Origin of the sequence: Streptomyces sp. NPDC058279 (genome assembly GCF_042881255.1) — a bacterium.
GTDB lineage: Bacteria > Actinomycetota > Actinomycetes > Streptomycetales > Streptomycetaceae > Streptomyces.
In genome coordinates, this window is sequence record NZ_JBHVYA010000001.1 from 697,242 (window position 1) to 720,413 (window position 23,172).

The window sequence follows — 23,172 nt, forward strand, 5'->3', positions numbered from 1 at the left end:
GGACACCACCGGTCCGGTCCGATCCACCCGCCGGGGCCGGGTGGCGGTCGGTAGGCCGGCGGCCGGGGGCCGGCCGGCCGGGGGTCGGTTCGGCACTCCGGCCAGGCGGCCGGGATCGGGCCCTCCGGCCGGACCTGGCCGGGACGGCCGAAAGAGGCGGCCCCGCCGACCGGCGGAAGCCCGAAGGCGGGACCAGCGGCCTTGCCACCGTCCGCCGAGGCCATGACCCGGCCGGCGGCCGGTCGGGATCGAGGAAACCGGTTCGGGGTGGTTCCAGCCGTCCGGCCGGACCGACCGGCGCGACCGGTACGGGTGAACCAGCGGATCGGCGGAAGCCGGGCCGCGTGGCCGTCGACTTCCGTCGTCCTGCCGGGCTTCCGGCAGGACGGGGGGACCTTCCGATCGGTCTGCCGGGTCCGGCCGGGGTCGGACAACGCGGTCCCGGGTCGGAGGGGAACGGTCGGAGCGGGTCGCTCCGGGGCCACGTCGATCGTCGGGTGACCTGGCCCGGCCGGCCCCCGGCGCCCGACGCGAGCCACCTCCGGCGGGCCCACCCGAACCGCACGGGGCGCGGCCGACGACCGGCCCACCGTCGTACAACACGCCACAGCGACTCGCCCCGGCCGCCCGGCTCGGCCGTCCCGGTACCGGCCGCCGGGCCCCCGTAAGAGGGCGGCACCCGGCCACGGCGGTACCGGCGTATCGGCCGTGCCGCCCACCCGTCCGCCCACCGCGCGGCCGGCGCTCAGGCCCGCCGGTAGCGCGGTGGGCGTTTCTCCGCGAAGGCCCGGGCCCCCTCCTTCGCGTCGGCCGTCTCGAAGATCGGCCACCCGCGCTTCAACTCGGCGGCCAGCCCCTCCGTCTCGGTCAGCTCCGCGGCCTCGTAGACGGACGCCTTCACCGCCTCCACCGCCAGCGGTCCGCACGCGTTGATCTGTTCGGCGATCTCCAGGGCCCGCTCCAGCGCGGATCCGTCCGGTACCACGCGCCCGATCAGGCCGATCCGGGCCGCCTCCGCCGCCGTGTACGGCCGGCCGGTCAGCAGCATCTCCAGCGCGTGGGTGCGCGGGATCTGCCGTGGCAGCCGGACGGTCGAGCCGCCGATCGGGAACAGGCCCCGCTTGACCTCGAACAGGCCGAACGTGGCCCCTTCGCCCGCGACCCTGATGTCGGTCCCCTGGAGGATCTCGGTGCCGCCGGCGACGCAGTATCCCTCCACCGCCGCGATCACCGGTTTGCGCGGCCGGTGGTGGCGGAGCATCGCCTTCCAGTGCAGGTCGGGGTCGGCCTTGAGCCGGTCCCGGTACTGGTCGCCCGCCATCCCTTGCCCGGCCAGCGCCTTGAGGTCCATCCCCGCGCAGAAGTCCCCGCCCGCACCGGTCAGGATCACCGAGCGCACGGCGTCGTCCGCGTCGGCTTCCAGCCAGCCGTCGTACAGCCCGACCAGCAGCGGCAGCGAGAGCGCGTTCTTCGCCTCCGGCCTGTTCATGGTGAGCACCAGCGTGGCGCCGTGGCGTTCCACGGTCAGGTGTTCCGTCCCACCCATTGCCGTCCTCCCGTCTGAAGACCTAGAACAGGTTGCAGGAGGGGAGGATGCAGTTCAATAGTTTTCTGACACACAGTCAGTTTTCTTGTTGCGCGCCTTCCCAGTTGACCGTCCCGGCGCTCTAATGACCGCCGAGCCGGGCCGGCCATGGGGTCAGCCATGGACACTTTCGGGTCAGGAGGAACGGTGGAGTACAACCTTGCCGACCTGTTCGAGTCGGTCGTCGACGTGGTACCCGATCGGGAGGCCCTCGTCTACGTGGACCACCCGGGCACCGGCGCCGAGCGCCGCCTGACGTACGCGGAACTGGACGCGGCGGCGAACCGTCTCGCGCACCACCTCCTCGACAGCGGCCTGACGGCCGGCGAGCATCTGGGGCTGCACCTCTACAACGGCGTGGAATACCTCCAGACGGTGCTGGCCTGCCTCAAGGCGCGACTGGTCCCGGTGAACGTCAACTACCGCTACGTCGAGGAGGAGTTGGTCTACCTCTACAACGACGCCGACCTCGCCGCGCTCGTCTTCGAGGGCGAGTTCACCGAGCGGGTGGCCGCCGCCCTCCCCCAGACGCACCGGCTCCGGCACCTGATCCGGGTCGGCGGGGCCCCCGCGGGCACCCCGGAGCCCGCCATCGCGCCCGTCGCGTACGAGAACGCGGAGGCGGCCGGGTCCCCGGAGCGCGGCTTCGCGCCCCGCTCCCCCGATGACCTGTTCATCATCTACACCGGGGGCACCACCGGGATGCCCAAGGGCGTCATGTGGCGGGCCGAAGACCTCTTCTTCGCCGGGCTGTTCGGTGGCGAGCCGTCGGGCGAGCCGGTGAAGCGGCCGGAGGAACTGGCCGAACGGGTGGCGGCGCGCGGCGCGGGGCTCACGTTCTTCCCGGCGCCCCCGTTGATGCACGGCACGTCGACGCTGACCTCGTTCATCGCCTTCAACTACGGCCAGCGGGTGGTCATCCACCGCAAGTACGCGCCCGAGGAAGTGCTGCGCACCATCGAGAAGGAGAAGGTCTCCAGCGTGTCCCTGGTGGGCGACGCGATGCTCAGGCCGCTCATCGACGCGCTGAACGGCCCGCTCAGGGGGACCGACCTGTCCTCGCTGTTCAGCGTCTCCTCGTCCGGGGCGATCATGTCGGAGACGGTCCGGGCGGAGTTCCAGCGGCTGGTGCCGCACGTGGTGCTGCTCAACAACTTCGGTTCCTCGGAGTCCGGTTCCAACGGCCGCGCGGCGAACGACTCGGGCCCGGAGAAGGGGTTCCGGCTGGAGGTCAACGACCGTACCCAGGTGGTGGATCCGGTGACTCACGAGCCGGTGCCGGTGGGCCGGCCGGGGCGTCTCGCGCAGCGCGGGCACGTGCCGCTCGGGTACTACAACGACCCCGTGAAGACCGCCGAGACCTTCTTCCGCAAGGGCGAGGAGCGGTGGGTACTGCTCGGCGACATGGCGACGGTGGACGAGAACGGGATCGTCACGGTGCTCGGGCGCGGCTCGCAGTGCATCAACACCGGGGGCGAGAAGGTCTACCCGGAGGAAGTCGAGCAGGCGTTGAAGTCGCACCCGGACGTGTACGACGCCTTGGTCGCGGGGGTGGCGGACCCGACGTGGGGCAGTCATGTCGCGGCGGTGGTCCAGGTGCGCGCGGGGGCGCCGGAGCCGACGCTGGAGGAGATCCAGGCACATTGCCGGACGCGGCTCGCGGGGTACAAGATCCCGCGCCAGCTCGTCGTCGCGCCCGCGATCCAGCGCTCGCCGAGCGGGAAGGCGGATTACCGCTGGGCGAAGGCGGTGGCCACGGAGGCGGACGCCAGCCGCTGAGACCGCGGGTGGGGCCGCCTCACGCGGGCCGGCCGTCGGGACCGGTCCGGTCGGCCTGGGTGGAGAACCTGGAGAGGAAGACGTCGTACCAGCCGTCGTCCCTCCTGGTCATCGTCGCGCCGTCCTGCCAGGTCCCGTTGTCCGCCCACCAGCGGCTGCCGTACGGATCGCCCTGGTTCTGGTGGATGTTGCGCATGCCCGGGCCGCCGCGGTCGAAGACCTCTCCGAAGACCAGGACGGGCCGGCCGGGTACGAGGAGCGGCTCCAGCGCCCGGGACGCTTCCAGACAGGAGCCCGAGATCCAGGGGTGCGTCGGGGCCGGCCGGCCGAGGAGGGCGCGCAGCCGGGCGATCGCGCGGCCGGGCCGGCCGGCCAGTGCGGGGTGGCGCTGGAAGTCGACGGCGCCCGATCCGGAGGTGCGGGCGAGGTCGTGGTGGCCGGGCGCGAGCGCGGAGGCGGGTTCGAGCACCGAGGCCGCGAGGGTGAGGACCTTCCACCGCACGCCGATCGCGGCGTCCTCGCTGTCGACGTCGACGGCGCACCGGTAGCGGCCGTCGGGTGTGTCGACCTCCAGGTTGACGTGGAACCAGCGGCCCCGGGCATCGGGTTCGTCACGGAAGTGGCGGTGCAGTGTTCCGGACAGCACTCCGTAGTCGGCGAGCGGCATGCGGACAGTGAACCACCGCCGGACCGGTGGGGCGAACGGCGGCCCGGGCACCACTCCCGCCCGGTCCCACGGCGCCGGCAGCACCGATCACTCGTTCGAGTCATTGCTTTGGCCCGCACTCTCCGGCAGGCTACCGAATGATCGGTCGGTACGTTTCACGATGGGGTGAGGACATGTCGGACTTCGCTGGTGAGGAGCGGGACCGAGACGGCCTGCCGGGGCGCGGCCCCGGACCGGACGCGGGCGAGTCGTTGAGCGGTGCCGAGCTGGCGGCCCTCCAGCTCGGCCGGTTGCGTACCACCTTGCGCCGGGTCTACGAACGGGTGCCCTTCTACCGCGACGCCTTCGACAAGGCCGGCGTGCACCCGGACGACTGCCGTTCCCTCGCCGACCTCTCCCTCTTCCCCTTCACCACCAAGGCCGACCTGCGCGACCAGTACCCCTTCGGGATGTTCGCCGTACCCCGTTCGGACGTGCGCCGCATCCACGCCTCCAGCGGAACCACCGGCCGGCCGACGGTGGTGGGGTACACCGAGGGGGACCTGTCGACCTGGGCGGATGTCGTCGCCCGCTCCATCCGCGCGGCGGGCGGGCGACCGGGGCAGGTCGTGCACATCGCCTACGGGTACGGCCTCTTCACCGGCGGCCTCGGCGCGCACTACGGCGCAGAACGGCTCGGGTGTACGGTCGTGCCGGCCTCCGGGGGCATGACGGACCGCCAGGTCCGACTGATCCAGGACTTCCGACCGGAGGTCATCATGGTGACCCCCTCCTACATGCTGACGCTGCTGGACGAGATGGAGCGCCAGGGCATCGACCCCCGCTCGACCTCGCTCCGTACGGGGATATTCGGCGCGGAGCCGTGGACGGAGGAGATGCGCCGGGAGATCGAGGACCGGCTCGGCATCGACGCCGTGGACATCTACGGGCTGTCGGAGGTGATGGGGCCCGGGGTGGCGCAGGAATGCGCTTCGACGAAGGACGGGCTCCACATCTGGGAGGACCACTTCTATCCCGAGGTGGTCGACCCGATCACCGGGGCGGTACTCCCGGACGGCGAGCCGGGGGAGCTGGTGTTCACCTCGCTCACCAAGGAGGCCATGCCCGTCGTCCGCTACCGCACCCGGGACCTGACGCGGCTGCTGCCGGGCACCGCCCGGCCCGCCTTCCGCCGGATGGAGAAGATCACGGGCCGCAGCGACGACATGATCATCCTGCGGGGGGTGAACCTCTACCCGACGCAGATCGAGGAGATCCTGCTGCGCGTCCCGGCCCTGGCCCCGCACTTCCAGCTCCGACTGACCCGCGAGGGCCGGATGGACGCGCTGACCGTCCGGGTCGAGGCCCGGCGCGGGGCGGACGCCGCGCAACGGGAAGCGGCGGCCGCCTCGGTGGTCCGGGCCGTGAAGGAGGGCGTCGGGGTGTCCGTGCGGGTGGAGGTGGTGGATCCGGAGACGCTGGAGCGGTCGGTGGGCAAGATCAAGCGGATCCGGGACCTGCGGGAGGAGACGCCGGGACGGGCCTGACGGCCGCCGCGGAGCGGAGTCCGCCGCGCGGGCGCCGGACACCACCCCTTCGGGCCGTTTTCACCGGCGCCTCCGAGGCGATCGGGGTGCGGCCGGGTAGGTGAAGGGTGTGACCTCGAAGCCCCGTCCGCCGCATGACCGGCTCCGGGCCTCCCTCGTCGGGCTGGCCTGGAGCCGGGGGCGCCAGATGGAGCTGATGCACCGGGCGATGGGATTCGCGGCCCTGGGATTCCTGACCCTCGTGCCGTTGCTGGTGGTCGTCGCGGCCGCCGCGCCCGGCAGCGGCTCCGGCTTCGGCCGCTGGTTGGGCCAGGCCCTGGGGGTGACGGAGGCCTCGCGGGCCCGGGTCGAGATGCTGTTCAGCGCCGCCGACCTGGCGCTGGAGCGGACCACCGCCTTCGGTCTGGCCGCCCTCGCCGTCTTCGGCCTGACGTTCGGCTCGGCCGTCCAGACCGGCTACGAGAAGGTCTGGGACCTGCCCACCGCCCGCTGGCACACCATGTGGCGGCACGTCGTGTGGCTCGCCCTGCTCGTCTGCTACCTCGCCCTCCTGGTCGAGATCCCCGCTCCCTCGCAGAACGCGTTCGGCATCGCCATCGGCACGGTGAGCGACCTCGCGGGCACGGTGCTCTTCTTCTGGACCTCCCAGCGTCTCCTGCTGGGCGGGCGCGTGCGCTGGCGGGCCCTGTTCCCCGGGGCGGTCGCCACCAGCCTCGGCCTGCTCGGCCTACGGGTCTTCTCCCAATTGGTGTTCTCCCCGCTGATCGCGTCCAGCGCCGTCACCTACGGGCCGTTCGGCACCCTCCTCGTCGTCCAGTCCTGGCTGGTCGGTGTCGGCTTCGTCGTCTACGGCGGTTCCCTCGTCGGCCGTCTGGCCCACGAACGGCTCACCCTGCGCCGGCTGCGCCGGTCCGGCGCGGTCGCCGACGAGGGGCCGGATGCCCCCGGTCCCGGAAGCGGCTGACGCGGCGGCCAATCCGGTGCGAGGATCGCCGGTGATCCACTAACGCCGTTGACTCACAGGGGGATTGATGACGACTCAGTATCCGACGGGCGCGTCCGAAAGCCGGGTCTGGCTGATCACCGGGGCGTCCTCCGGGTTCGGCCTGATCCTGGCCGAGGCGGCGCTGGCCGCCGGTGACACGGTCGTGGCGGCCGCCCGCCGCACCGGCGCCCTCGACGACCTGGCGGCCGAGCACCCGGACCGGCTGGTCCCGCTGGCCCTCGACGTGACGGACACGGCCCGCGCCCAAGAGGCCGTGGACGGCGTCGTGGAGCGCTTCGGCCGCATCGACGTCCTGGTCAACAACGCCGGTCGCGGCTTGGTCGGCGCCGTGGAAGAGGCGACCGACGCCGAACTCCGCGAGCTGATGGACCTGCACTTCTTCGGCCCGGCGGCGCTCCAGCGCGCCGCACTCCCCCACATGCGCTCCCGCAAGTCCGGCGCGATCGTCCAGATGAGCAGCATGGGCGGACGGCTGGCCTTCCCCGGTGTCGGTGCCTACTGCGCGACGAAGTTCGCCCTGGAGGGCCTGACCGAGGCGCTCGCGGCCGAGGTGGCCCCCTTCGGGATCAAGGTGCTCATCGTGGAACCCGGCTCGTTCCGTACGGGCTTCGCGGGCGGCGGCGCGCTGCGGTCCACGACCCCGCTCGCGGCGTACGAGGACATCGTCGGCCCGGTCCGCGTCGGGCTCCCGGCGAGCGACGGCCACCAGCCCGGGGACCCCGTCAAGGCGGTCCCCGCGATCCTCGCCGCCCTGGACGCCCCGAAGACCCCACTGCGGCTCGTACTGGGCAATGACGCCGTCGAGTTCATCCGCGCCCACGACGAAGGCGTCCGCGCCGAAGCGGACGCCTGGGAATCCGTCAGCCGGGGCACGGACTTCGACGGCTGACCCCCGACCCGTGAGCCCGTACTCCGCAGCCCGCGGGGCCGCCGGCTACGGGCTCACGGCCAGGAACAGGTAGGCGGCGAGGAGCACGACGTGCACCCCGCCCTGGAGCAGCGTCGCCCGCCCCGGCACGATCGTCAGGGCGCTGACCACCACCGTCAGCGTCAGCAGGACCATGTGGAGGGCGCCGAGACCGAGCAGCAGTGGTCCCGAGAGCCAGACCGAGGCCAGCGCGATGGACGGGATGGTCAGGCCGATGCTGGCGATGGCGGAGCCGTAGGCCAGGTTCAGGCTGGTCTGCATCCGGTCCCGGCGGGCGGCGCGCACGGCCGCCAGGGTCTCGGGGGCCAGCACCAGCAGGGCGATGATCACACCGACGACGGCGTGCGGCAGTCCGGCGTCGGCGACACCCCGCTCGATGGTCGGCGAGACGGCCTTCGCGTTGCCGACCACCGCGACGAGTGCGACCAGCAACAGACCGAGGCTGATCAGGGCGGTTCGGAAGCTCGGCGGCACGGCGTGGTCTCCCTCCCCGTCGCCGTCGCCGTCCGCGCCCCCAGCCCCGTCCCCGCCTCCGTGACCGGCCACCGTCCGGGCCGCCGCTGCGACGGCCGGCCCCGACGCGCTCCCCCGCGTGTCCACCGGCAGGAAGTAGTCGCGGTGACGGACCGTCTGGACCGCGATGAACAGGCCGTAGAGCGCGAGCGAGGCGCAGGCCGCGAAGGTCAGCTGGGCGCTGGAGAACTCGGGGCCGGGCTTCGAGGTGGTGAACGTGGGCAGCACGAGGCTGAGCGCGGCGAGCGTCGCGACGGTGGCGAGCGCCGCACCCGAGCCCTCGGCGTTGAAGACGGCCACCCGGTTGCGCAGCGCGCCGACCAACAGGGACACGCCGACGATGCCGTTGCAGCTGATCATGACGGCGGCGAAGACGGTGTCCCGGGCCAGCGAGGAGGTCTTGTCGCCGCCGCCGGCCATCAGGGTGACGATCAGGGCCACCTCGATGATGGTGACGGCGACGGCCAGGACGAGGGAGCCGAACGGTTCACCGACCCGCAGGGCCACCACCTCCGCGTGGTGGACGGCCGCCAGGACCGCGCCCGCCAGGCAGAGGGCGACCAGCGCCACCGCGACGGCGGGCAGGTCGCGTCCCCAGCTCAGGACGAGCGCGACGAGGGCCAGCACGGGGACCACGACGGTCCAGTCGGTCAGGGGCGTTCTGTGCGTTGCCGTACTCATGTCGGCCAACTTGCCAGAACGTCCCCCCGGTGGGTCACATGGCGCGCTCCCGCCCCTCCCAGTACGGCTCACGCAGCCGTCGTTTGTAGAGCTTGCCGTTGGGGTCGCGGGGCATCGTCTCGATGAAGTCGACCGTCTTGGGCCGCTTGTACGCGGCCAGCCGCCGCTCGCAATGGTGCAGGATCTCGGCGGCGAGCGCGTCGCCCGCCTCGAAGCCCTCGGCGGGCTCGATGACGGCCTTGACCTCCTCGCCCCAGTCGTCGTGCGGGATGCCGAAGGCGGCGGCGTCCGCGACCGCCGGGTGGGTCAGCAGGGCGGACTCGATCTCGGCCGGGTAGATGTTGACCCCACCGGAGATGATCATGTCGATCTTGCGGTCCCGGAGGAACAGGTAGCCCTCCTCGTCCATCAGTCCCAGGTCGCCGACGGTGAAGAAGTCGCCGATGCGGTTCTTGCGTGTCTTGCCCTCGTCCTTGTGGTAGCTGAACCCGCCGGTGTTCATCTTGATGTAGACGGTGCCGAGTTCGCCGGGCGGCAGCCGGTTGCCGTCGTCGTCGAAAATGGCGAGTTCGCTGATCGGCCAGGCCCTGCCGACGGTTCCCGGCTTCTTCAGCCAGTCCTCGGCGGTGGCGAAGGCGCCCCCGCCCTCGCTGGCCGCGTAGTACTCCTCCACACAGCCGCCCCACCAGTCGATCATCGCCCGCTTGACGTGGTCGGGGCAGGGCGCGGCGCCGTGGATGGCGTGCCGCATGGAGCTGACGTCGTAGGCGTCCTTCGTCTCCTGTGGGAGCGCGAGGAGGCGGTGGAACTGGGTCGGCACCATGTGGGTGTGGGTGCACGCGTACCGGTCGATCAGGCGCAGCATGTCGGTGGGCGTCCACTTGTCCATGACGACCAGCGGGTGCCCGATGTGCAGGGCGGCGCCCGCGAACTGGAGGACGGCGGTGTGGTAGAGCGGCGAGCAGACGAGGTGGACGTTGTCGTCGAAGGGCCGGATGCCGAAGATGCCGAGGAAGCCGCCGAGGTACGTCTCCTCGGGGAGCTTGCCGGGCAGCGGGCGGCGGATGCCGCGCGGCCGGCCGGTGGTGCCGGAGGTGTAGTTCATGACCCAGCCGAGGGTGCGGTCGGCGGGGGGCGTGGCCGGGTGCCCGGCCAGGAGGTCCTCGTACGGGCGGAAACCGGTCACCGTCCCGACGGCGTAGCGGTGGCTCGCGGGCAGGCCGGCCTCGTCGGCCGCCGCGGTGGCGGCCTCGGCGAAACGCTCGTGCGCGATGAGCACCTTGGCCCCGGAGTCGGCGACGATCCAGGCGATCTCGGGGCCGACGAGGTGGTGGTTGACCGGGACGAGGTAGAAACCGGCCTGGGAGGCGGCGAGGTAGGCGGTGAGGAACGCGACGCCGTTGGGCAGGACGACGGCGAAGGCGTCGCCCCGTTCCATCCCGGCGGCGCGCAGCCCGTGGACGAGTCGGTTGACGTCGGCGTGCAGCCGGCCCGCGCTCCACTGCTCGCCGTCGGGGGTGGTCAGTACGGTGCGGTCGGGCTCGGCGGTGGCCTGGGCCCAGAAGCCGTTGGTGTCGGGCATCTGCTCACGCCTCTCGGGTCCGGCGGCCGGCTATGCGGTTGACGCGGTCGATGGCCTTCTCGAAACCGCTCGTCAGGTCGTCGAAGACGGCCTGGACGCTGCGTTCGCTGTTCATCCGGCCGACGATCTGGCCGACCGGGGTGCCGAGCAGCGACTGGACCTCGTACTTCTGGATGCGTGACACGGCCTCGGCGACCAACAGGCCCTGGAGCGGCATGGGGAGCGCGCCGGGCCCGTCCGGGTCGTCCCAGGCGTCGGTCCACTCGGTGCGCAATTGGCGGGCGGGCTTGCCGGTGAGGGCGCGGGAGCGGACGGTGTCGCCGGAGCCGGCGGCGAGGAGTTTGGCGGTGAGCGCACGGGAGTGCAGATCGGCTTCGGTGGTGGTGAGCCAGAGCGAACCGAGCCAGACCCCTTGTGCGCCGAGGGCGAGGCCCGCGGCGATCTGTGCGCCGCTGCCGATGCCTCCGGCGGCGAGGACGGGCAGGGGTGCGACGGCGTCGACGATCTCGGGGACCAGCACCATCGTGGCGATGTCGCCGGTGTGGCCGCCGGCCTCGTAGCCCTGGGCGACGACGACGTCGATGCCGGCCTCGGCGTGCCGGCGGGCGTGTTTGGCGCTGCCGGCGAGGGCGGCGACCAGGACGCCGTGGTCGTGGGCGCGGCGGATGACGTCGGCGGGCGGGGAACCGAGCGCGTTCGCGAGGAGTTTGACGGGGTAGTCGAAGGCGACGTCGAGCTGGTCCCGGGCGACCTGTTCCATCCAGCCGGTGATCCGCCAGCCGGACGCCTCTCCCTCGGCGAGCTCGGGCACGTGGTGCTTGGCGAGGGTGTCGCGGACGAAGGCGCGGTGTCCCGCCGGGATCATCGCCTCGATGTCGGCTTCGCTGACGCCGTCGACGGCCTTCTTGGCGGGCATGACGACGTCGAGGCCGTAAGGCTTGCCGTCGGTGTGCTCCTGCATCCATTCGAGGTCGCGCCTGAGGTCGTCGGGCGCGGTGTAGCGGACGGCGCCGAGTACGCCGAATCCGCCCGCACGGGTGATGGCAGCGGCGACCGCCGGGAAGGGCGTGAAGCCGAAGATGGCGTGCTCGACTCCCAGTTTCTTGCTCAGCTCCGTCTCCATGGGCGTGAGGATGCCGCAGCGCGCCGGTCGAGGGAAGAGCTTTTCTGATGCCGCGTCAGATTCTTTGCGGGCCGGTCGGTGCGGGAGGCACGGGCCGCGCGGGCAGATACTGCGAGAGGGTGCGACGGCGGACGGGAGGACCGGTCATGGACGAGTTCACGGGGGCGGTCGGGGGCGACGACGGGAGAACGGCGGGTGCGGGCCCGGTCGATGGGACCGGAGTCGGCGGGGCGTGGACCGGACCGGCGGGCGCGGGCGCGGGCGGCGGTACGGGACCGACCCGCGGCGCGCAGGCGGGACCGGCGAGCGGCGCGCAGGCGGGACCGGCGAGCGGCGCGGGCGCGAGCGGCGCGGGCGCGGCCCGTAGGGGTCGGGGCGTCGCCGGGGCCGCGCCCGGCGGGCTGAGTCGCAGGCGACTGGGCGCGCGGCTGCTCGCCCTCGGGGGTGTGCTCGTCCTCCAGGCCGCCCTCCCCGGGGCGGCGGGCGCGCGCGGCAACCCGGCCGAACGGCTCGCCCTCCAGGGGCTGAAGCTGCGGTACGGCTCCGCGCGCCAGGCCGGCCTGCTGGAGAAGCACCTCGAAGGGGTGGCGGAGGAGGCCCGGCGTTTCCTCGGCCCCTCCCCCGCACACCCGTACTACGCCGGGGCCGTCGTCCTCGCCGGCCGCGGCCGCACCGTCGCGCTCCACCGCGCCATGGGCGACGCGGTCCGTTACGCGGACTACGACGGCCGCACCGACCGGGTCCGGGAGTTCCCCGCGGCCGAACGGATCGCGATGGCCGAGGACACCGTCTTCGACCTGGCCTCCCTCAGCAAACTGTTCACCTCGCTGCTGGCCGTGCAGCAGATGGAGCGGGGGCGCCTGGAGCTGGAGGCTCCGGTGGACCGCTACCTGCCGGAGTTCACCGGAGGCGGCAAGGAGCTGGTCACCGTCCGGCAGTTGCTCACCCACACCTCGGGGTTGCGTTCGTGGGCGCCGTTCTACCAGGAGTCCACGCGCGAGGGGCAGCTGAGGCTGCTGTGGTCGGTGCGACCCCAGGACACGCCCGGGACCGTGTACCGGTACTCCGACCTGAACCTCATCGCGCTCCAACTGCTCCTGGAACGGATCACCGCTCGCACACTGGACACCCTGCTCCGCGAAGAGATCACCGCTCCGCTCGGGATGCACCGCACTCGCTACCGCCCACCGCTCTCCTGGCGCCGGAGCATCGCCGCCACGGAGGTCCAGCGTCCGCCCTGGTCCGGTCTGGACCGCGGTCTGGTGTGGGGCGAGGTCCACGACGAGAACGCGTACGCCCTCGGCGGTGTCGCCGGCCACGCGGGCGTCTTCGGCACCGCCTGGGACCTGGCCGTCCTCGCCCGCGCCCTGCTCGACGGCGGGGTCTACGCCGGGAAGCGCATCCTGCGGCCCGCCTCCGTCGAACTGCTCTTCACCGACTTCAACACCGCCTTCCCCGGCGACGACCACGGCTTGGGCTTCGAGCTCTACCAGCACTGGTACATGGGCGCGATGGCCACCCCGCACTCCGCCGGCCACACCGGCTTCACCGGCACCTCGCTGGTCCTGGACCCCTCCACCGACTCCTTCCTGATCCTGCTCGGCAACTCCGTCCACCCCGTGCGGACCTGGCGGGCCGGCAGCGCGCCCCGGGTCGCCACGGGCAACCGCTTCGCCCGCGCGGTACCCGTCCGCACCCGGCACGGCGGCCCCGCCTGGTTCTCCGGCATGACCCCGGGCGGCTCGGGCACCCTCACCCTGCCCCCGCTCGTCCCCACCACCGCGGCCGCCCGGCTGCGCTGCGCCCTGTGGTGGGACACCGTGCCGGGCGAAGGCGCCTTCCACCTGGAGGTTTCCCCCGACGGGCAGAGCTGGCAGCCGCTGCCCTTCACCACCGTGCGCGCCACCGGCGGCGCGCCCGAGGCGTGGCCCCTGGGCCGCGCCGACGGCTGGTCGGGCCGCATCTGGCACCGCCTCGAAGCCTCCCTCACACCCTGGGCGGGCCACGAGGTCCGGCTGCGCCTGCGCCACACCGCCACCGGTCGCTATGTGGGACGCGGTGTCTACGTCGACGTCATCCGCGTCGCCGAACCGGCCCGCCTGCTCTTCGCCGAGGACCGCCCCGCCGACGCCGCCCGCCTGGAGGTCACGGGGTGGACGCGCTCGACCGACTGAGCGGCGCGGGCGGGCGGAATGCCCGTATCCCCGCCCGCGTTGCGGTTCAATGCCGAGGTTCGTTGACCTTTCGACACGCGAAGGCAGGCAGAACATGAACGACATCGACTGGGACCACCCCATCGACCCCAAGCCCGGCTGGACGCTCGACCACGTCAAGCTGTACGTCGGCTCCGGCGGAGCCGAGGGCCAGTTCTGGAACGGGACCCAGACCCTGCTGCTCACCACCCTCGGCCGGGTCTCCGGCAAGCCCGTGCGCACCCCGCTCATCTATGGGGAGGCCGACGGCCGGTACTTCGTCGTGGCGTCCAAGGGCGGCCACCCCGAGGACCCGCTCTGGTACAAGAACCTGACCGCCCACCCCGAGGTCCGGGTCCAGGTCGGCCCGAAGATCCTCCACGCCACCGCGCGCACCGCGAACCGCGAGGAACGCGCCGCGTACTGGCCGCTGATGGTGGGCCACTGGCCCGCGTACGACGAGTACCAGGCCAAGACGGACCGCGAGATCCCGATCGTGGTCATCGAACCGGTCGAACAGCCCGCGTAGAGGCCGGGTAGCGGCCGGGTTCCGTGCGGCCGGCTCGTTTACGGGCCGGGCGCAAGGGCTCAGCGTCCGAGGACCGCCATGGCGGCGTTGTGACCGGGAACCCCGCTCACACCGCCGCCGCGCACCGCACCCGCCCCGCAGAGCAGCACGTTCGGGTGGGCCGTCTCCACCCCCCAACGACCCGCACCCGTGTCCTGGCCGTCCGCGTAGGGCCACGACAGGTCGCGGTGGAAGATGTGCCCGCCGGGCAGGCGCAGTTCGCGGTCCAGGTCGAGCGGGGTCTTGGCCTCGATGCAGGGCCGGCCGTCCGCGTCGAGGGCGAGGCATTCGGTGAGGGGCTCGGCCAGATGCGCGTCGAGCTGGGCGAGGGTACCGGCCAACAGCACCTCCCGCGCCCCCTGGTTGTCCCTCTCGAAGAGCCGGGCCGGGGTGTGCAGACCGAACAGGGTCAGCGTCTGGTAGCCGCGGGCGGCGAGTTCGGGCCCGAGGATCGAAGGGTCCGTCAGCGAGTGGCAGTAGATCTCCGAGGGCGGTACGGAGGGCAGCTCACCGGTCGCGGCCTCGGCGTGGGCCCGTGCGAGTTGCTCGTACCCCTCGGCGATGTGGAAGGTGCCGCCGAACGCCTCGCGCGGGTCGACCGAGCGGTCCCGCAGCCGGGGCAGTCGCCGCAGCAGCATGTTCACCTTGAGCTGGGCGCCCTCCGCCGGAGCGGCCGGGGCCTCGCCCAGCAGTTCGGCTAGCGCCCGGGGCGAGGCGTTCACCAGGACCGCGCGTCCCGCGACGGCGCCCTCCCCGGTCGCCGTCCGGAACGTCACCTCCGCGGGCGCGCCCGTTCCGTCCGTGTCGATCCGCAGTGCTTCGTGCCCGGTGAGGATCTCCGCTCCCGCCGCCCGAGCGGCCCGCGCGAGGGCGTCGGTCAGCGCGCCCATGCCGCCGACGGGGACGTTCCAGTCGCCCGTGCCGCCGCCGATGACGTGGTAGAGGAAGCAGCGGTTCTGTGCGAGGGACGGGTCGTGGGCGTCGGCGAAGGTGCCGATCAGGCCGTCCGTCAGCACCACGCCCCGGACCAGGTCGTCGGCGAAGTGCCGTTCCACGGCCCGGCCGAGCGGTTCCTCGAACAGCATCCGCCAGGCGGCCTCGTCGTCGATGCGGGCCCGCAACCGCGCGCGCGTCGGCAGCGGCTCGGTGAGGGTCGGGAACACCTTGCGGGCGAGCCGGCCCGTCGTCGCGTAGAAGGCGCGCCAACTCTCGTACTCGCGGTCGGAGCCGGTCAGCCGGGCGAAGGACTCCCGCGTGCGGGCCTCGGAGCCGCCGATGAGCAGTCCGCCCGGCCGGCCGGCGCGTTCGACGGGTGTGTACGAGGAGACCGTGCGCCCGCGTACCGCGAAGTCCAGGCCCAGATCGCGCACGATCTTCGCCGGGAGGAGGGAGACCAGGTAGGAGTAGCGCGAGAGCCTGGCGTCCACGCCCGCGAAGGGGCGGGTGGAGACGGCGGCGCCGCCGGTGTGACCGAGCCGTTCGAGGACCAGTACGGACTTGCCCGCCCGGGCCAGGTAAGCGGCGGCCACCAGGCCGTTGTGTCCGCCGCCCACGATCACCGCGTCGTAGGCCGCCTGCCGGAAGGGCGCCGAGGTCGTCGTCATGGCTCTTGGTAGCACACCTGGCCGAGTCGCTCCAGACAGTACGCCTCGTCGGCGTGGGCCAGCACCGTGTCGGGATGCCCCTCGCCGAGGGACCGTTCGCGGATGCCGGAGAGTTCCCGGTACAGGGGCAGCGCTTCGTGCCAGCGGCCCAGCCGGCCCAGGCCGACGGCGAGTTCGCGGCGGCTGACCAGGGTGTCCGGGTGCTCGGCGCCCAGCACCTCGGCGCGCGTCCGCTCGACCTGGCGGGCCTCCGCGACCGCCTCCTCCCAGCGGTCCAACCGGCCCAGGTTCACGCCGAAGACGTGCCGGGCGCGCAGGGTCTCCGGGTCGGCGGCCCCGTAGGCACGGGTGCGGTCGCGGACCAGGGCGCGGAACACTTCGAGGGCCTCGGCGGCGCGCCCGGTGCGGCCGAGCGCGATGCCGGTCTCGTAGCGGGCGGCGAGGGCGTCGGGGTGGTCGCGGCCCAGGACGCGTTCGCGGACGGCGGCGACCTGCCGGAAGCCGGCCAGCGCCTCGTCCCAGCGGCCGAGGCGGCCGAGCGCGTACGCGACCTCGTACCGGGTCAGCAACGTGTCGGCGTGTTCGGCGCCGAGCACGGCCGCGCGGTCCGCCGCGACCTCGGCGGCGGCGCGGTGGGCGTCCTCGTACCGGCCGAGGGCGCCCAGCGCGCAGGCGAGGTTGTGCCGGCAGCGCAGGGTGTCGGGGTGGCGCGGGCCCAGGGCGCGGGTCCGGGCGGCGACCACCTCGCCGTAGATCTCGCACGCCTCGCGGTGACGCCCGAGACGACCCAGCTCGTACGCCTCCTCCTGCCGGGCCGCGAGGGTGTCGGCGTGGTCGGGCCCCAACACCCGGGCCCGCCCCCGGGCCACGGCCGCGTAACCGGCCAGCGCCGCCTCGGGCCGACCGTCGCGGCTGAGGGCGTGCGCGCGGGCGTGGGCGGCGTCGAGCGCGTCGGGGTGCTCCGGGGCGGCCGTGGCCGCGCCGCGGGGCACGGCGATTCCCACGGCGAGGGTGAGCCGGGGGTCGGCGGCGGCGTCGGGCCGCTCGATCGGCCGGGTCACGCCGGGCCGGGCGGTGGTCCAGGAACCGGTGAGCACGGCCCATTCCCCGCTGGCGGGGCGGGCGTCGATGCCGGCCTTGCGCCCGGCGGTCATCCCCCGGGCCCACTCGGGCAGCGGGGCGGGTGCGCCGGCCGGGCCGCCGGGGCCGAGCCGGTGCTCCACGAGCCGTCGGTGCAGGTGACGGGCGTCGCCCGGGCGGTCCTCGGGCCGTTTGGCGAGCAGTTCGAGGACCAGCCGGTCGAAGTATTCCGGCAGTTCGGGTCGGTGCTCGCGCGGCGGTACGGGCGCGGTGTCGCGGTGGCCGACCAGGACGGACCAGGAGTCGCCCAGGTCGAAGGGCGGGGCGCCGGTGGCGATCTCGTACAGGACGCAGCCGAGGGAGTAGAGGTCGCTGCGGTGGTCGACCTCGCCGCCCGCGATCTGTTCGGGCGACATGTAGTGGGGGGTGCCCATGGCCATGCCGCCGCCGGTGAGCTTGGCGGTGAACCCGATGTCGTGGGCGAGGCGGGCGATGCCGAAGTCACAGATCTTCACGGTGCCGTCGGTGAGCCGCATGATGTTGGCGGGCTTGAGGTCGCGGTGCACGACGCCCTGGTCGTGGGTGTAGCCGAGCGCCGCGGCCATCTGCTCGGCGATGTCGACGACGATGTCCACCGGGAGCGGACGCGACTCGTTGTCCTCCAGGAGTTGGCTGAGGTTGCGGCCGTCCAGGAGTTCCATGACGAGGTAGAGCGGGCCGCCGGCCGCGCTGTCGTCGCCGAAGTCGTGGACGACGGTGACGCCGCGGTGTTGGAGCGCGGCGGCGACGCGCGCCTCGCGACGGAAGCGTTCGCGCAGCACCTGGGTGAAGTGGTTGTCCTGCTCGGGGCCGAGGGGCTTGAGGCACTTGACGGCGACCTGGCGGCCCAGCGATTCGTCCCGGGCGCGCCATACCTCGCCCATGCCGCCGCGCCCGATCAGATCGAGCGACCGGTACCGGCCCTGGATCAGTCTGGACTCCGCCATGTCTTGCAGCCGCCCCCGTGTCGTGTGCTACGCCCTCCCCGGACGGTCCAGTATGGCCGCTGGCGTTCGCCCTGTGTACGCCGAGGGGCGACTCCCGGGGCCCGTGCGGCGCATCGCTCTCAAGATGTGACCTGGCGGCGACCGTCGGCGCGACCTGCGGGGATGGTGGGCGGCAGGCGTCCGGTGAGGCGGAGGTGACGAGTGGGCGTGAAGCCGTCCGGGCTGGGGCTGACGTACGCCCGACGCACGAAAACTTCCCCATCCTTCCCTATCGCGCCTGCATAAGGCTGTTTGGAGTACGATGCATACTCATGGAGAGTGCTGAACGAGAGCTGTACTCGGTCGGGGAGGTCGCGGAGCGCCTCGGCCTGCATGTACGGACCGTCCGTGCGTACGTGCGCGAAGGCCGCCTCAAGGCCGTGCGCATCGGCAAGCAGTACCGGATCGCCCGCGAGGACTTCGAGGCGTTCACCGCCGGGGCGTCCGGCGGGCCGGCACCCGGGGCCGGGACCCCGCGCGGGCACGTGGAGGTGTCGAGCATCGTCGAGATCGACGCGATCGGCCCGGACGCGGCGAGCCGGTTGGGCACCCTGGTCACCGCCGCGGGCCGGTCCCCCCGCGACACCCCCGAACCCCTGCGCGTGCAGACCCTCTACGACAAGGAGCGGGCCCGAATGAAGATCGTGATCCTCGGCAATCCCGGCGCGAGCGCCGACCTGCTGCTCCTCATCGACGGCGTGCTGGGCCCCGGCAACGGCATCCTGGCGGACGACACCGCTCGGGAGGCCGGCCGTGGCTGACGTGGTGGTGGCACAGCATGGCGTGTCCGTCCTGGTCTGCGACGCCGAAGGGGCGCGGATCGCCACCGAGCAGGATGCCTTGGACCATTTGATCGGCAGTGCCTTCCAGGACCCGAACGTGGTCGCCGTCGCCGTCCCGACGGCCCGGTTCGACGACCGCTTCTTCGACCTGAGCACCGGGCTGGCCGGGGCGATCATGCAGAAGTTCGTCACGTACCGCCTCCGGCTGGTGGTCGTGGGAGACCTCTCCCCCCACCTGCGTTCCGGTACCGCCCTGCGGGACCTCGTGCGGGAGGCGAACCGCGGTCGGCACGTCTGGTTCCTGCCCGACCTCGCCGCCCTGACCGCCCGGCTCGCCCCGGAAGACCCGCACGCCCGGGGGTGAACGGCTCCGGAGGGCGTTCCGCAGGCGGGGTGATCGCCGTCAAGGGGCCCCGGTCGCTCCCGCGTCGGCGCTCGCCCCGGGCCGGCCCGCGGGCGCCGGCGCCGGCTCGGCCGGCGGCAGGACCGGGAGCGCGGGCAGTAGTTCGGTCGTGACGAAGGCGATCACGGCGGCGAGGATCGCGATCGGCATCATCGCGGGGCTGCCCAGCAACAGGACCACGAGCACCACGCTGCTGACCGGCAGCCGCAGGACGGCGACGGTGACGGCGGCCATGCCCGCTGTCATCGCCGGTACGACGCCCAGGCCGGGCAGGGACGCCAGCAGCACGCCGGCCGCCGCACCCAGGAAGAGCGCCGGGAAGATCGGACCACCGCGCAGGCTGCCCAGGCAGAGCGCGTAGGCGACGCCCTTGAACAGCAGGACCGCGATCAGCGCGCCGGTGCCCCAGGCTTGTGGATCGGCGGCCAACTGCGCCAGCGTGGCCTGACCGGACAGGGCGGCCTCCGCCGGGGAGCGGCCGGTGATCAGGGCGTAGAGGGCGGCGCAGGCGGCTGCGCCGAGCGCGCACAGGACGGTACGCGGCCAACCGCCTCCGGCGACGAACAGCGCGACCCGGCGCGCCACGAACTGCACCGGGCGCATGAGGAGGGCGCAGCCGAGGGCGATGACCACCCCCCAGAGCACGTCCGGCGCATCCAGTCGGTCCGGCCCGGCGACTTTGAGGCCGAGTTTGCCGGTGCCCAGACCGGTCCACCGCCCGAAGCCGGTGAAGACCAGGGAGCCGATGCCGCTGGAGAGCAGAACGGGGAGCGTCACCGCGAACAGCCTGGGTCCGCCCACTCCCGCCACCTCGATCAGCAGGACGGCGGCGATCAGCGGGTTGCCGAAGATCGCCGCGATGGCGGCTCCCGCTCCGGCCGCGCCGAGCACCGCGGTGGTCAACGGGCTCGTCGGGGCCCTCGTCACGTCGCGCAGGAGCAGCGACAGGCCGCCGCCCAGTGCGATCAGGGGTGCTTCGGGTCCCAGGACCGCGCCGAGCGGCAGGCTCGCCACCGCCGCGATCAGCACGCCCGGCAGCGCAGCCGGCTTGGTGCCGCCGGTGGCCAGTCCCGCCGCCGGGACGTGCCCACCGGCGCCCGGGAGGTGCCTGACGACCAGACCGACGACGACCCCGGCGATGCACAGCAGGGGCAGGGGCCACCACCACGGGGGCGCGTCCCGGCCCATGGCGTGCGGGAGGGACACCCATACGGCGTGTTCCAGCGCGTGCAGCCCGGCGAGGAACCAGAACGCGACCAGGGACACCGGGATGCCGACGAAGGCGGAGAAGCAGAGGGCCTTGAGGTAGCCGGGTGCGCGCAGGATGGTGCGCAGGAGCTCCGGCTCCTGCGGTCCGCCGGCCTTCCCGGTCGGGTCCGTCATGGTTCCTCGTCCAGTTCGGCGTCGAGCGCGAGGGCCGCGGTGACCAGCGCGAGGTGGGTGAACGCCTGTGGGAAGTTGCCCAGTTGTTCGCCGGTGGGCCCGATCTCCTCGGCGAACAGGCCGACGTGATTGGCGTAGGTGAGCATCTTGTCGAAGGCGTAGCGGGCCTGTTCGACCCGTCCGGCCCTGGCAAGGGCGTACACGTAGAGGAAGGAACACAGGGAGAACGTGCCCTCGGAGCCCCTGAGACCGTCCGGGGACGCCTCGGGGTCGTAGCGGTAGACGAGGCTGTCGGACACGAGTTCGCGATCCATCGCGTCCAGGGTGGACAGCCAGCGCGGGTCCTTCGGCGGGATGAATCCGACCAGCGGCATCATCAGCAGCGAGGCGTCCAGGACCGAGCTGTCGTACCGCTGGACGAACGCCCGGCGCTCGCTGCTCCACCCTCGCGTCATGATCTGGTCCAGCAGGACGTCGCGTACGGCGGTCCAGCGCGTCAGGTCCGCGGGGCGGGCGGTTGCCACGGCCTGGCGGATGCCCCGGTCCAGGGCGACCCAGCACATGAGCCGGCTGTAGGTGAAGTCCTTGCTGCCGCCGCGGGTTTCCCAGATGCCGTCGTCGGGGCGGTCCCAGTGGTCGCAGAGCCAGTCCAGCAGGGCGGCGGAGCGCCGCCAGTCGTCGTATCCCACCACGTCGGGGGTCTGGCCCGCCTGGGCGAGGGCGTAGACCGCCTCGCCGTAGATGTCGAGTTGCAGTTGGTCGGCGGCGCCGTTGCCGGCGCGCACGGGGGCGGAGCCGCGCCACCCCGACAGATGGCCGAGGACCTCCTCGGGCAGGTGCGGGTCGCCGTCGACGCGGTACATGATCTGGAGCGGCTCGCCGTTGGGTGCCCCGCCGTCCCGGAACCGGTCCGCCAGCCAGCCGCGGAAGGCGTTCGCCTCGGCGGTGAACCCCAGGTCGCGCATGACCCGTACGGCGAGGGACGCGTCCCGCACCCAGGTGTAGCGGTAGTCCCAATTGCGCTCGCCGCCCTCCTGCTCGGGCAGGCCCGTGGTCGCGGCGGCGATCGGGGCGCCCGTCGGCCCGTAGGTCAGGAGCTTGAGGGTGATGGCGGAGCGGTTGACGATCTGTTGCCAGCGGCCGCGGTAGCGGCACCGCCCGATCCAGCGGTGCCAGAAGCGGCTCAGGTCCGTGAACTCCCGTGCCATGTCCACGGCGTCGGGGGGCGGCGGGGGCGGGGCACCGGCGTCACACACCGTCAGGACGACGGCGGCGCGTTGCCCCGCCGTCAGCGCGACCGTCGCGCGTACGTCGTCTCCGTCGGCTTCGAGCGGTACCTGGCCGGCGGTTTGCAGGTGGGCGGTGACGCCGGGTCCGGCGAAGCACGCGGCGTGGTCGTGCAGGGTCAGGGCGTGGGGGGCGCGGCCGTAGTCGAAGCGGGGTCGGCATTCCATGGCGAAGCGCATGGATCCCCGCACCACCCTCATGACGCGCACCACCTGGTGGCGGTCGGTGGGTGTCCGCTCCTCGCGGACGGGCATGAAGTCGACCACTTCACCGACCCCTTCGCGGGTGAGGAAGCGGGTGATCAGGACGGCGGTGTCGGCGAGGTACAGCTGTCGGGTGACGATCGCCGCTCCGGGGTCCGGCGCGGCGGGCGCGACGCCGCGCGCTACCCCCGCCCCCGTCGGCGCCACCGCCTGCGCGGTGAGGGAGAAGTAGCCGCCGCGGTCGTGGTCGAGGAGCCCGGCGAAGACGCTGGGAGAGTCGAAGCGGGGGGAACAGAACCAGTCCAACACCCCCTCGGAGGAGACGAGCGCGCAGGTCTGCAGGTCGCCGATCAGGCCGTGTTCGGCGATCGGCGGGTACGGCCGCGGCATCGCTAGGCCGGCTCGGGGGTGAAGCGGTACAGCTCGTCGGCCCCGGGCTGGACGACCCCGTAACTGCCCTCCGGGACCTCGTTCCAGGCGCCGGGCAGATCGGAGAGGGGTTCGGAGACGATGAGGCGGGTCTCCTCGGACACGGTCTGCAGGAAGGCCGCGTCGGGATGCAGTTTGCGCAGCGCGTCCACCCGGCTGCTGTAGTACAGCGACCGCGAGGCTCCCCGGCTGGAGTACCGGAAGGCCCACACCCGCTCCCCGTCGGTCACGGCGACCGTCATCTGCATCGGGAACTCCACACCGTGCTCCCGGCCGCTGCGTTCCACCACCCCCACCATCCGGGCCACGGCGCCGGCCGGGTCCTGGTCCAGGCCGAAGGTGATCGCGAGGTAGAACATCACCTCGGAGTCGGTGGTTCCCTCGATGTCGGAGAAGAGGGCCGGGTCCACGAGGAGGCAGAGGTCCCGGCGCAGCAAGTGGAAGTCCGCGATGGCGCCGTTGTGCATCCACATCCAGCGACCGTGCCGGAACGGGTGGCAGTTGGACTGCTGGACCGCGGTACCGGTCGACGCCCGGATGTGGGCGAAGAAGAGCGGGGAGCGGACGTGGTCCGCGATCTCCCGCAGGGTGCGGTTGTTCCAGGCGGGACCGATGTCCCGGAGCACGGCCGGAGTGGCGTCCTCGCCCGTGTACCAGCCGACGCCGAACCCGTCACCGTTCGTCGTCTCCACGCCCATGCGCGCGTGCAGACTCTGGTCGATCAGCGAGTGTGCGGGCTTGTACAGCAAGGAGTCGAGCAACAGCGGCGTTCCCGAGTACGCGAGCCATCTGCACATGGGCGATCACCTGTGTCCCTCCCTGACAC

At 72.9% G+C, this 23,172-nt stretch carries 18 protein-coding genes; 8 read left to right on the plus strand and 10 right to left on the minus strand.

The window, feature by feature from the left end; genetic code table 11:
• Nucleotides 1-745: 745 nt before the first annotated feature.
• Nucleotides 746-1,546: a crotonase/enoyl-CoA hydratase family protein gene (locus ACFVXJ_RS03390; RefSeq protein ID WP_389657803.1), complete on the minus strand. Its 801-nt coding sequence runs from the start codon at nt 1,544-1,546 to the stop codon at nt 746-748.
• A gap of 186 nt (nt 1,547-1,732) precedes the next feature.
• On the opposite strand from ACFVXJ_RS03390, the gene ACFVXJ_RS03395 reads away from it, so the two are divergent.
• Entirely contained in the window at nt 1,733-3,364 is a 1,632-nt protein-coding gene (locus ACFVXJ_RS03395; protein WP_389657806.1) for an acyl-CoA synthetase, read from the plus strand.
• A 19-nt stretch (nt 3,365-3,383) separates the two neighbouring features.
• Here the strand turns inward: ACFVXJ_RS03395 and ACFVXJ_RS03400 are convergent, their stop codons facing one another.
• On the minus strand, nt 3,384-4,031 hold the full coding sequence (locus ACFVXJ_RS03400) for a DUF2278 family protein (RefSeq protein ID WP_389657809.1): 648 nt from the start codon (nt 4,029-4,031) through the stop codon (nt 3,384-3,386).
• A gap of 173 nt (nt 4,032-4,204) precedes the next feature.
• Between ACFVXJ_RS03400 and paaK the strand changes: the two genes are divergently transcribed.
• The 3 genes from paaK to ACFVXJ_RS03415 all read left to right on the plus strand — a co-directional run bounded on the left by paaK (nt 4,205) and on the right by ACFVXJ_RS03415 (nt 7,452).
• Nucleotides 4,205-5,557, plus strand: a complete 1,353-nt coding sequence (paaK, locus tag ACFVXJ_RS03405; RefSeq protein WP_389657812.1) for a phenylacetate--CoA ligase PaaK — start codon at nt 4,205-4,207, stop codon at nt 5,555-5,557.
• Between the two features lie 109 nt (nt 5,558-5,666).
• Complete coding sequence (locus ACFVXJ_RS03410; protein ID WP_389657815.1) at nt 5,667-6,521, plus strand: YhjD/YihY/BrkB family envelope integrity protein; 855 nt, start codon at nt 5,667-5,669, stop codon at nt 6,519-6,521.
• Nucleotides 6,522-6,588: 67 nt separating this feature from the next.
• Nucleotides 6,589-7,452 (plus strand): oxidoreductase, encoded by an 864-nt coding sequence (locus ACFVXJ_RS03415; protein WP_389657818.1) that lies wholly within the window; start codon nt 6,589-6,591, stop codon nt 7,450-7,452.
• Between the two features lie 45 nt (nt 7,453-7,497).
• Here the strand turns inward: ACFVXJ_RS03415 and ACFVXJ_RS03420 are convergent, their stop codons facing one another.
• The 3 genes from ACFVXJ_RS03420 to ACFVXJ_RS03430 are packed head-to-tail and all read right to left on the minus strand — an operon-like array spanning nt 7,498 to nt 11,390.
• A complete protein-coding gene (locus tag ACFVXJ_RS03420) occupies nt 7,498-8,685 on the minus strand; it encodes a calcium:proton antiporter (protein ID WP_389657821.1) in 1,188 nt (395 codons plus the stop codon).
• A 34-nt stretch (nt 8,686-8,719) separates the two neighbouring features.
• Entirely contained in the window at nt 8,720-10,267 is a 1,548-nt protein-coding gene (locus ACFVXJ_RS03425; protein WP_389657824.1) for an acyl-CoA synthetase, read from the minus strand.
• Between the two features lie 4 nt (nt 10,268-10,271).
• Complete coding sequence (locus tag ACFVXJ_RS03430; RefSeq protein ID WP_389657827.1) at nt 10,272-11,390, minus strand: nitronate monooxygenase; 1,119 nt, start codon at nt 11,388-11,390, stop codon at nt 10,272-10,274.
• A gap of 146 nt (nt 11,391-11,536) precedes the next feature.
• Between ACFVXJ_RS03430 and ACFVXJ_RS03435 the strand changes: the two genes are divergently transcribed.
• Together ACFVXJ_RS03435 and ACFVXJ_RS03440 are read left to right on the plus strand one after the other, a co-directional pair.
• Nucleotides 11,537-13,564, plus strand: coding sequence for a serine hydrolase (locus tag ACFVXJ_RS03435; protein ID WP_389657830.1), 2,028 nt, complete (start codon nt 11,537-11,539; stop codon nt 13,562-13,564).
• 94 nt (nt 13,565-13,658) lie between these two features.
• Nucleotides 13,659-14,111 carry a nitroreductase family deazaflavin-dependent oxidoreductase gene (locus ACFVXJ_RS03440; RefSeq protein ID WP_389657833.1) on the plus strand — a complete coding sequence of 151 codons (453 nt, stop codon included), beginning with the start codon at nt 13,659-13,661 and terminating at the stop codon, nt 14,109-14,111.
• Between the two features lie 59 nt (nt 14,112-14,170).
• Here ACFVXJ_RS03440 and ACFVXJ_RS03445 read toward each other — a convergent pair whose 3' ends face one another.
• Nucleotides 14,171-15,754 carry a phytoene desaturase family protein gene (locus ACFVXJ_RS03445; RefSeq protein ID WP_389657836.1) on the minus strand — a complete coding sequence of 528 codons (1,584 nt, stop codon included), beginning with the start codon at nt 15,752-15,754 and terminating at the stop codon, nt 14,171-14,173.
• Complete coding sequence (locus ACFVXJ_RS03450; RefSeq protein WP_389657839.1) at nt 15,751-17,820, minus strand: tetratricopeptide repeat protein; 2,070 nt, start codon at nt 17,818-17,820, stop codon at nt 15,751-15,753. The genes ACFVXJ_RS03445 and ACFVXJ_RS03450 overlap by 4 nt, the downstream gene beginning before the upstream one ends.
• Before the next feature lie 311 nt (nt 17,821-18,131).
• On the opposite strand from ACFVXJ_RS03450, the gene ACFVXJ_RS03455 reads away from it, so the two are divergent.
• Entirely contained in the window at nt 18,132-18,620 is a 489-nt protein-coding gene (locus tag ACFVXJ_RS03455) for a helix-turn-helix domain-containing protein (RefSeq protein ID WP_389657842.1), read from the plus strand.
• The gene (locus tag ACFVXJ_RS03460; protein ID WP_389657848.1) at nt 18,613-19,005 is read left to right on the plus strand and encodes a DUF4180 domain-containing protein; all 393 of its coding nucleotides are present in this window, start codon (nt 18,613-18,615) and stop codon (nt 19,003-19,005) included. Before ACFVXJ_RS03455 ends, ACFVXJ_RS03460 begins: the two co-directional genes overlap by 8 nt.
• Nucleotides 19,006-19,044: 39 nt before the next feature.
• Here ACFVXJ_RS03460 and ACFVXJ_RS03465 read toward each other — a convergent pair whose 3' ends face one another.
• The 3 genes from ACFVXJ_RS03465 to ACFVXJ_RS03475 are packed head-to-tail and all read right to left on the minus strand — an operon-like array spanning nt 19,045 to nt 23,143.
• Entirely contained in the window at nt 19,045-20,427 is a 1,383-nt protein-coding gene (locus tag ACFVXJ_RS03465; protein ID WP_389657851.1) for a chloride channel protein, read from the minus strand.
• Nucleotides 20,424-22,307 (minus strand): glycoside hydrolase family 15 protein, encoded by a 1,884-nt coding sequence (locus tag ACFVXJ_RS03470; protein WP_389657854.1) that lies wholly within the window; start codon nt 22,305-22,307, stop codon nt 20,424-20,426. The genes ACFVXJ_RS03465 and ACFVXJ_RS03470 overlap by 4 nt, the downstream gene beginning before the upstream one ends.
• A gap of 2 nt (nt 22,308-22,309) precedes the next feature.
• Nucleotides 22,310-23,143, minus strand: a complete 834-nt coding sequence (locus ACFVXJ_RS03475) for a class II glutamine amidotransferase (protein ID WP_389657857.1) — start codon at nt 23,141-23,143, stop codon at nt 22,310-22,312.
• Nucleotides 23,144-23,172: the final 29 nt, after the last annotated feature.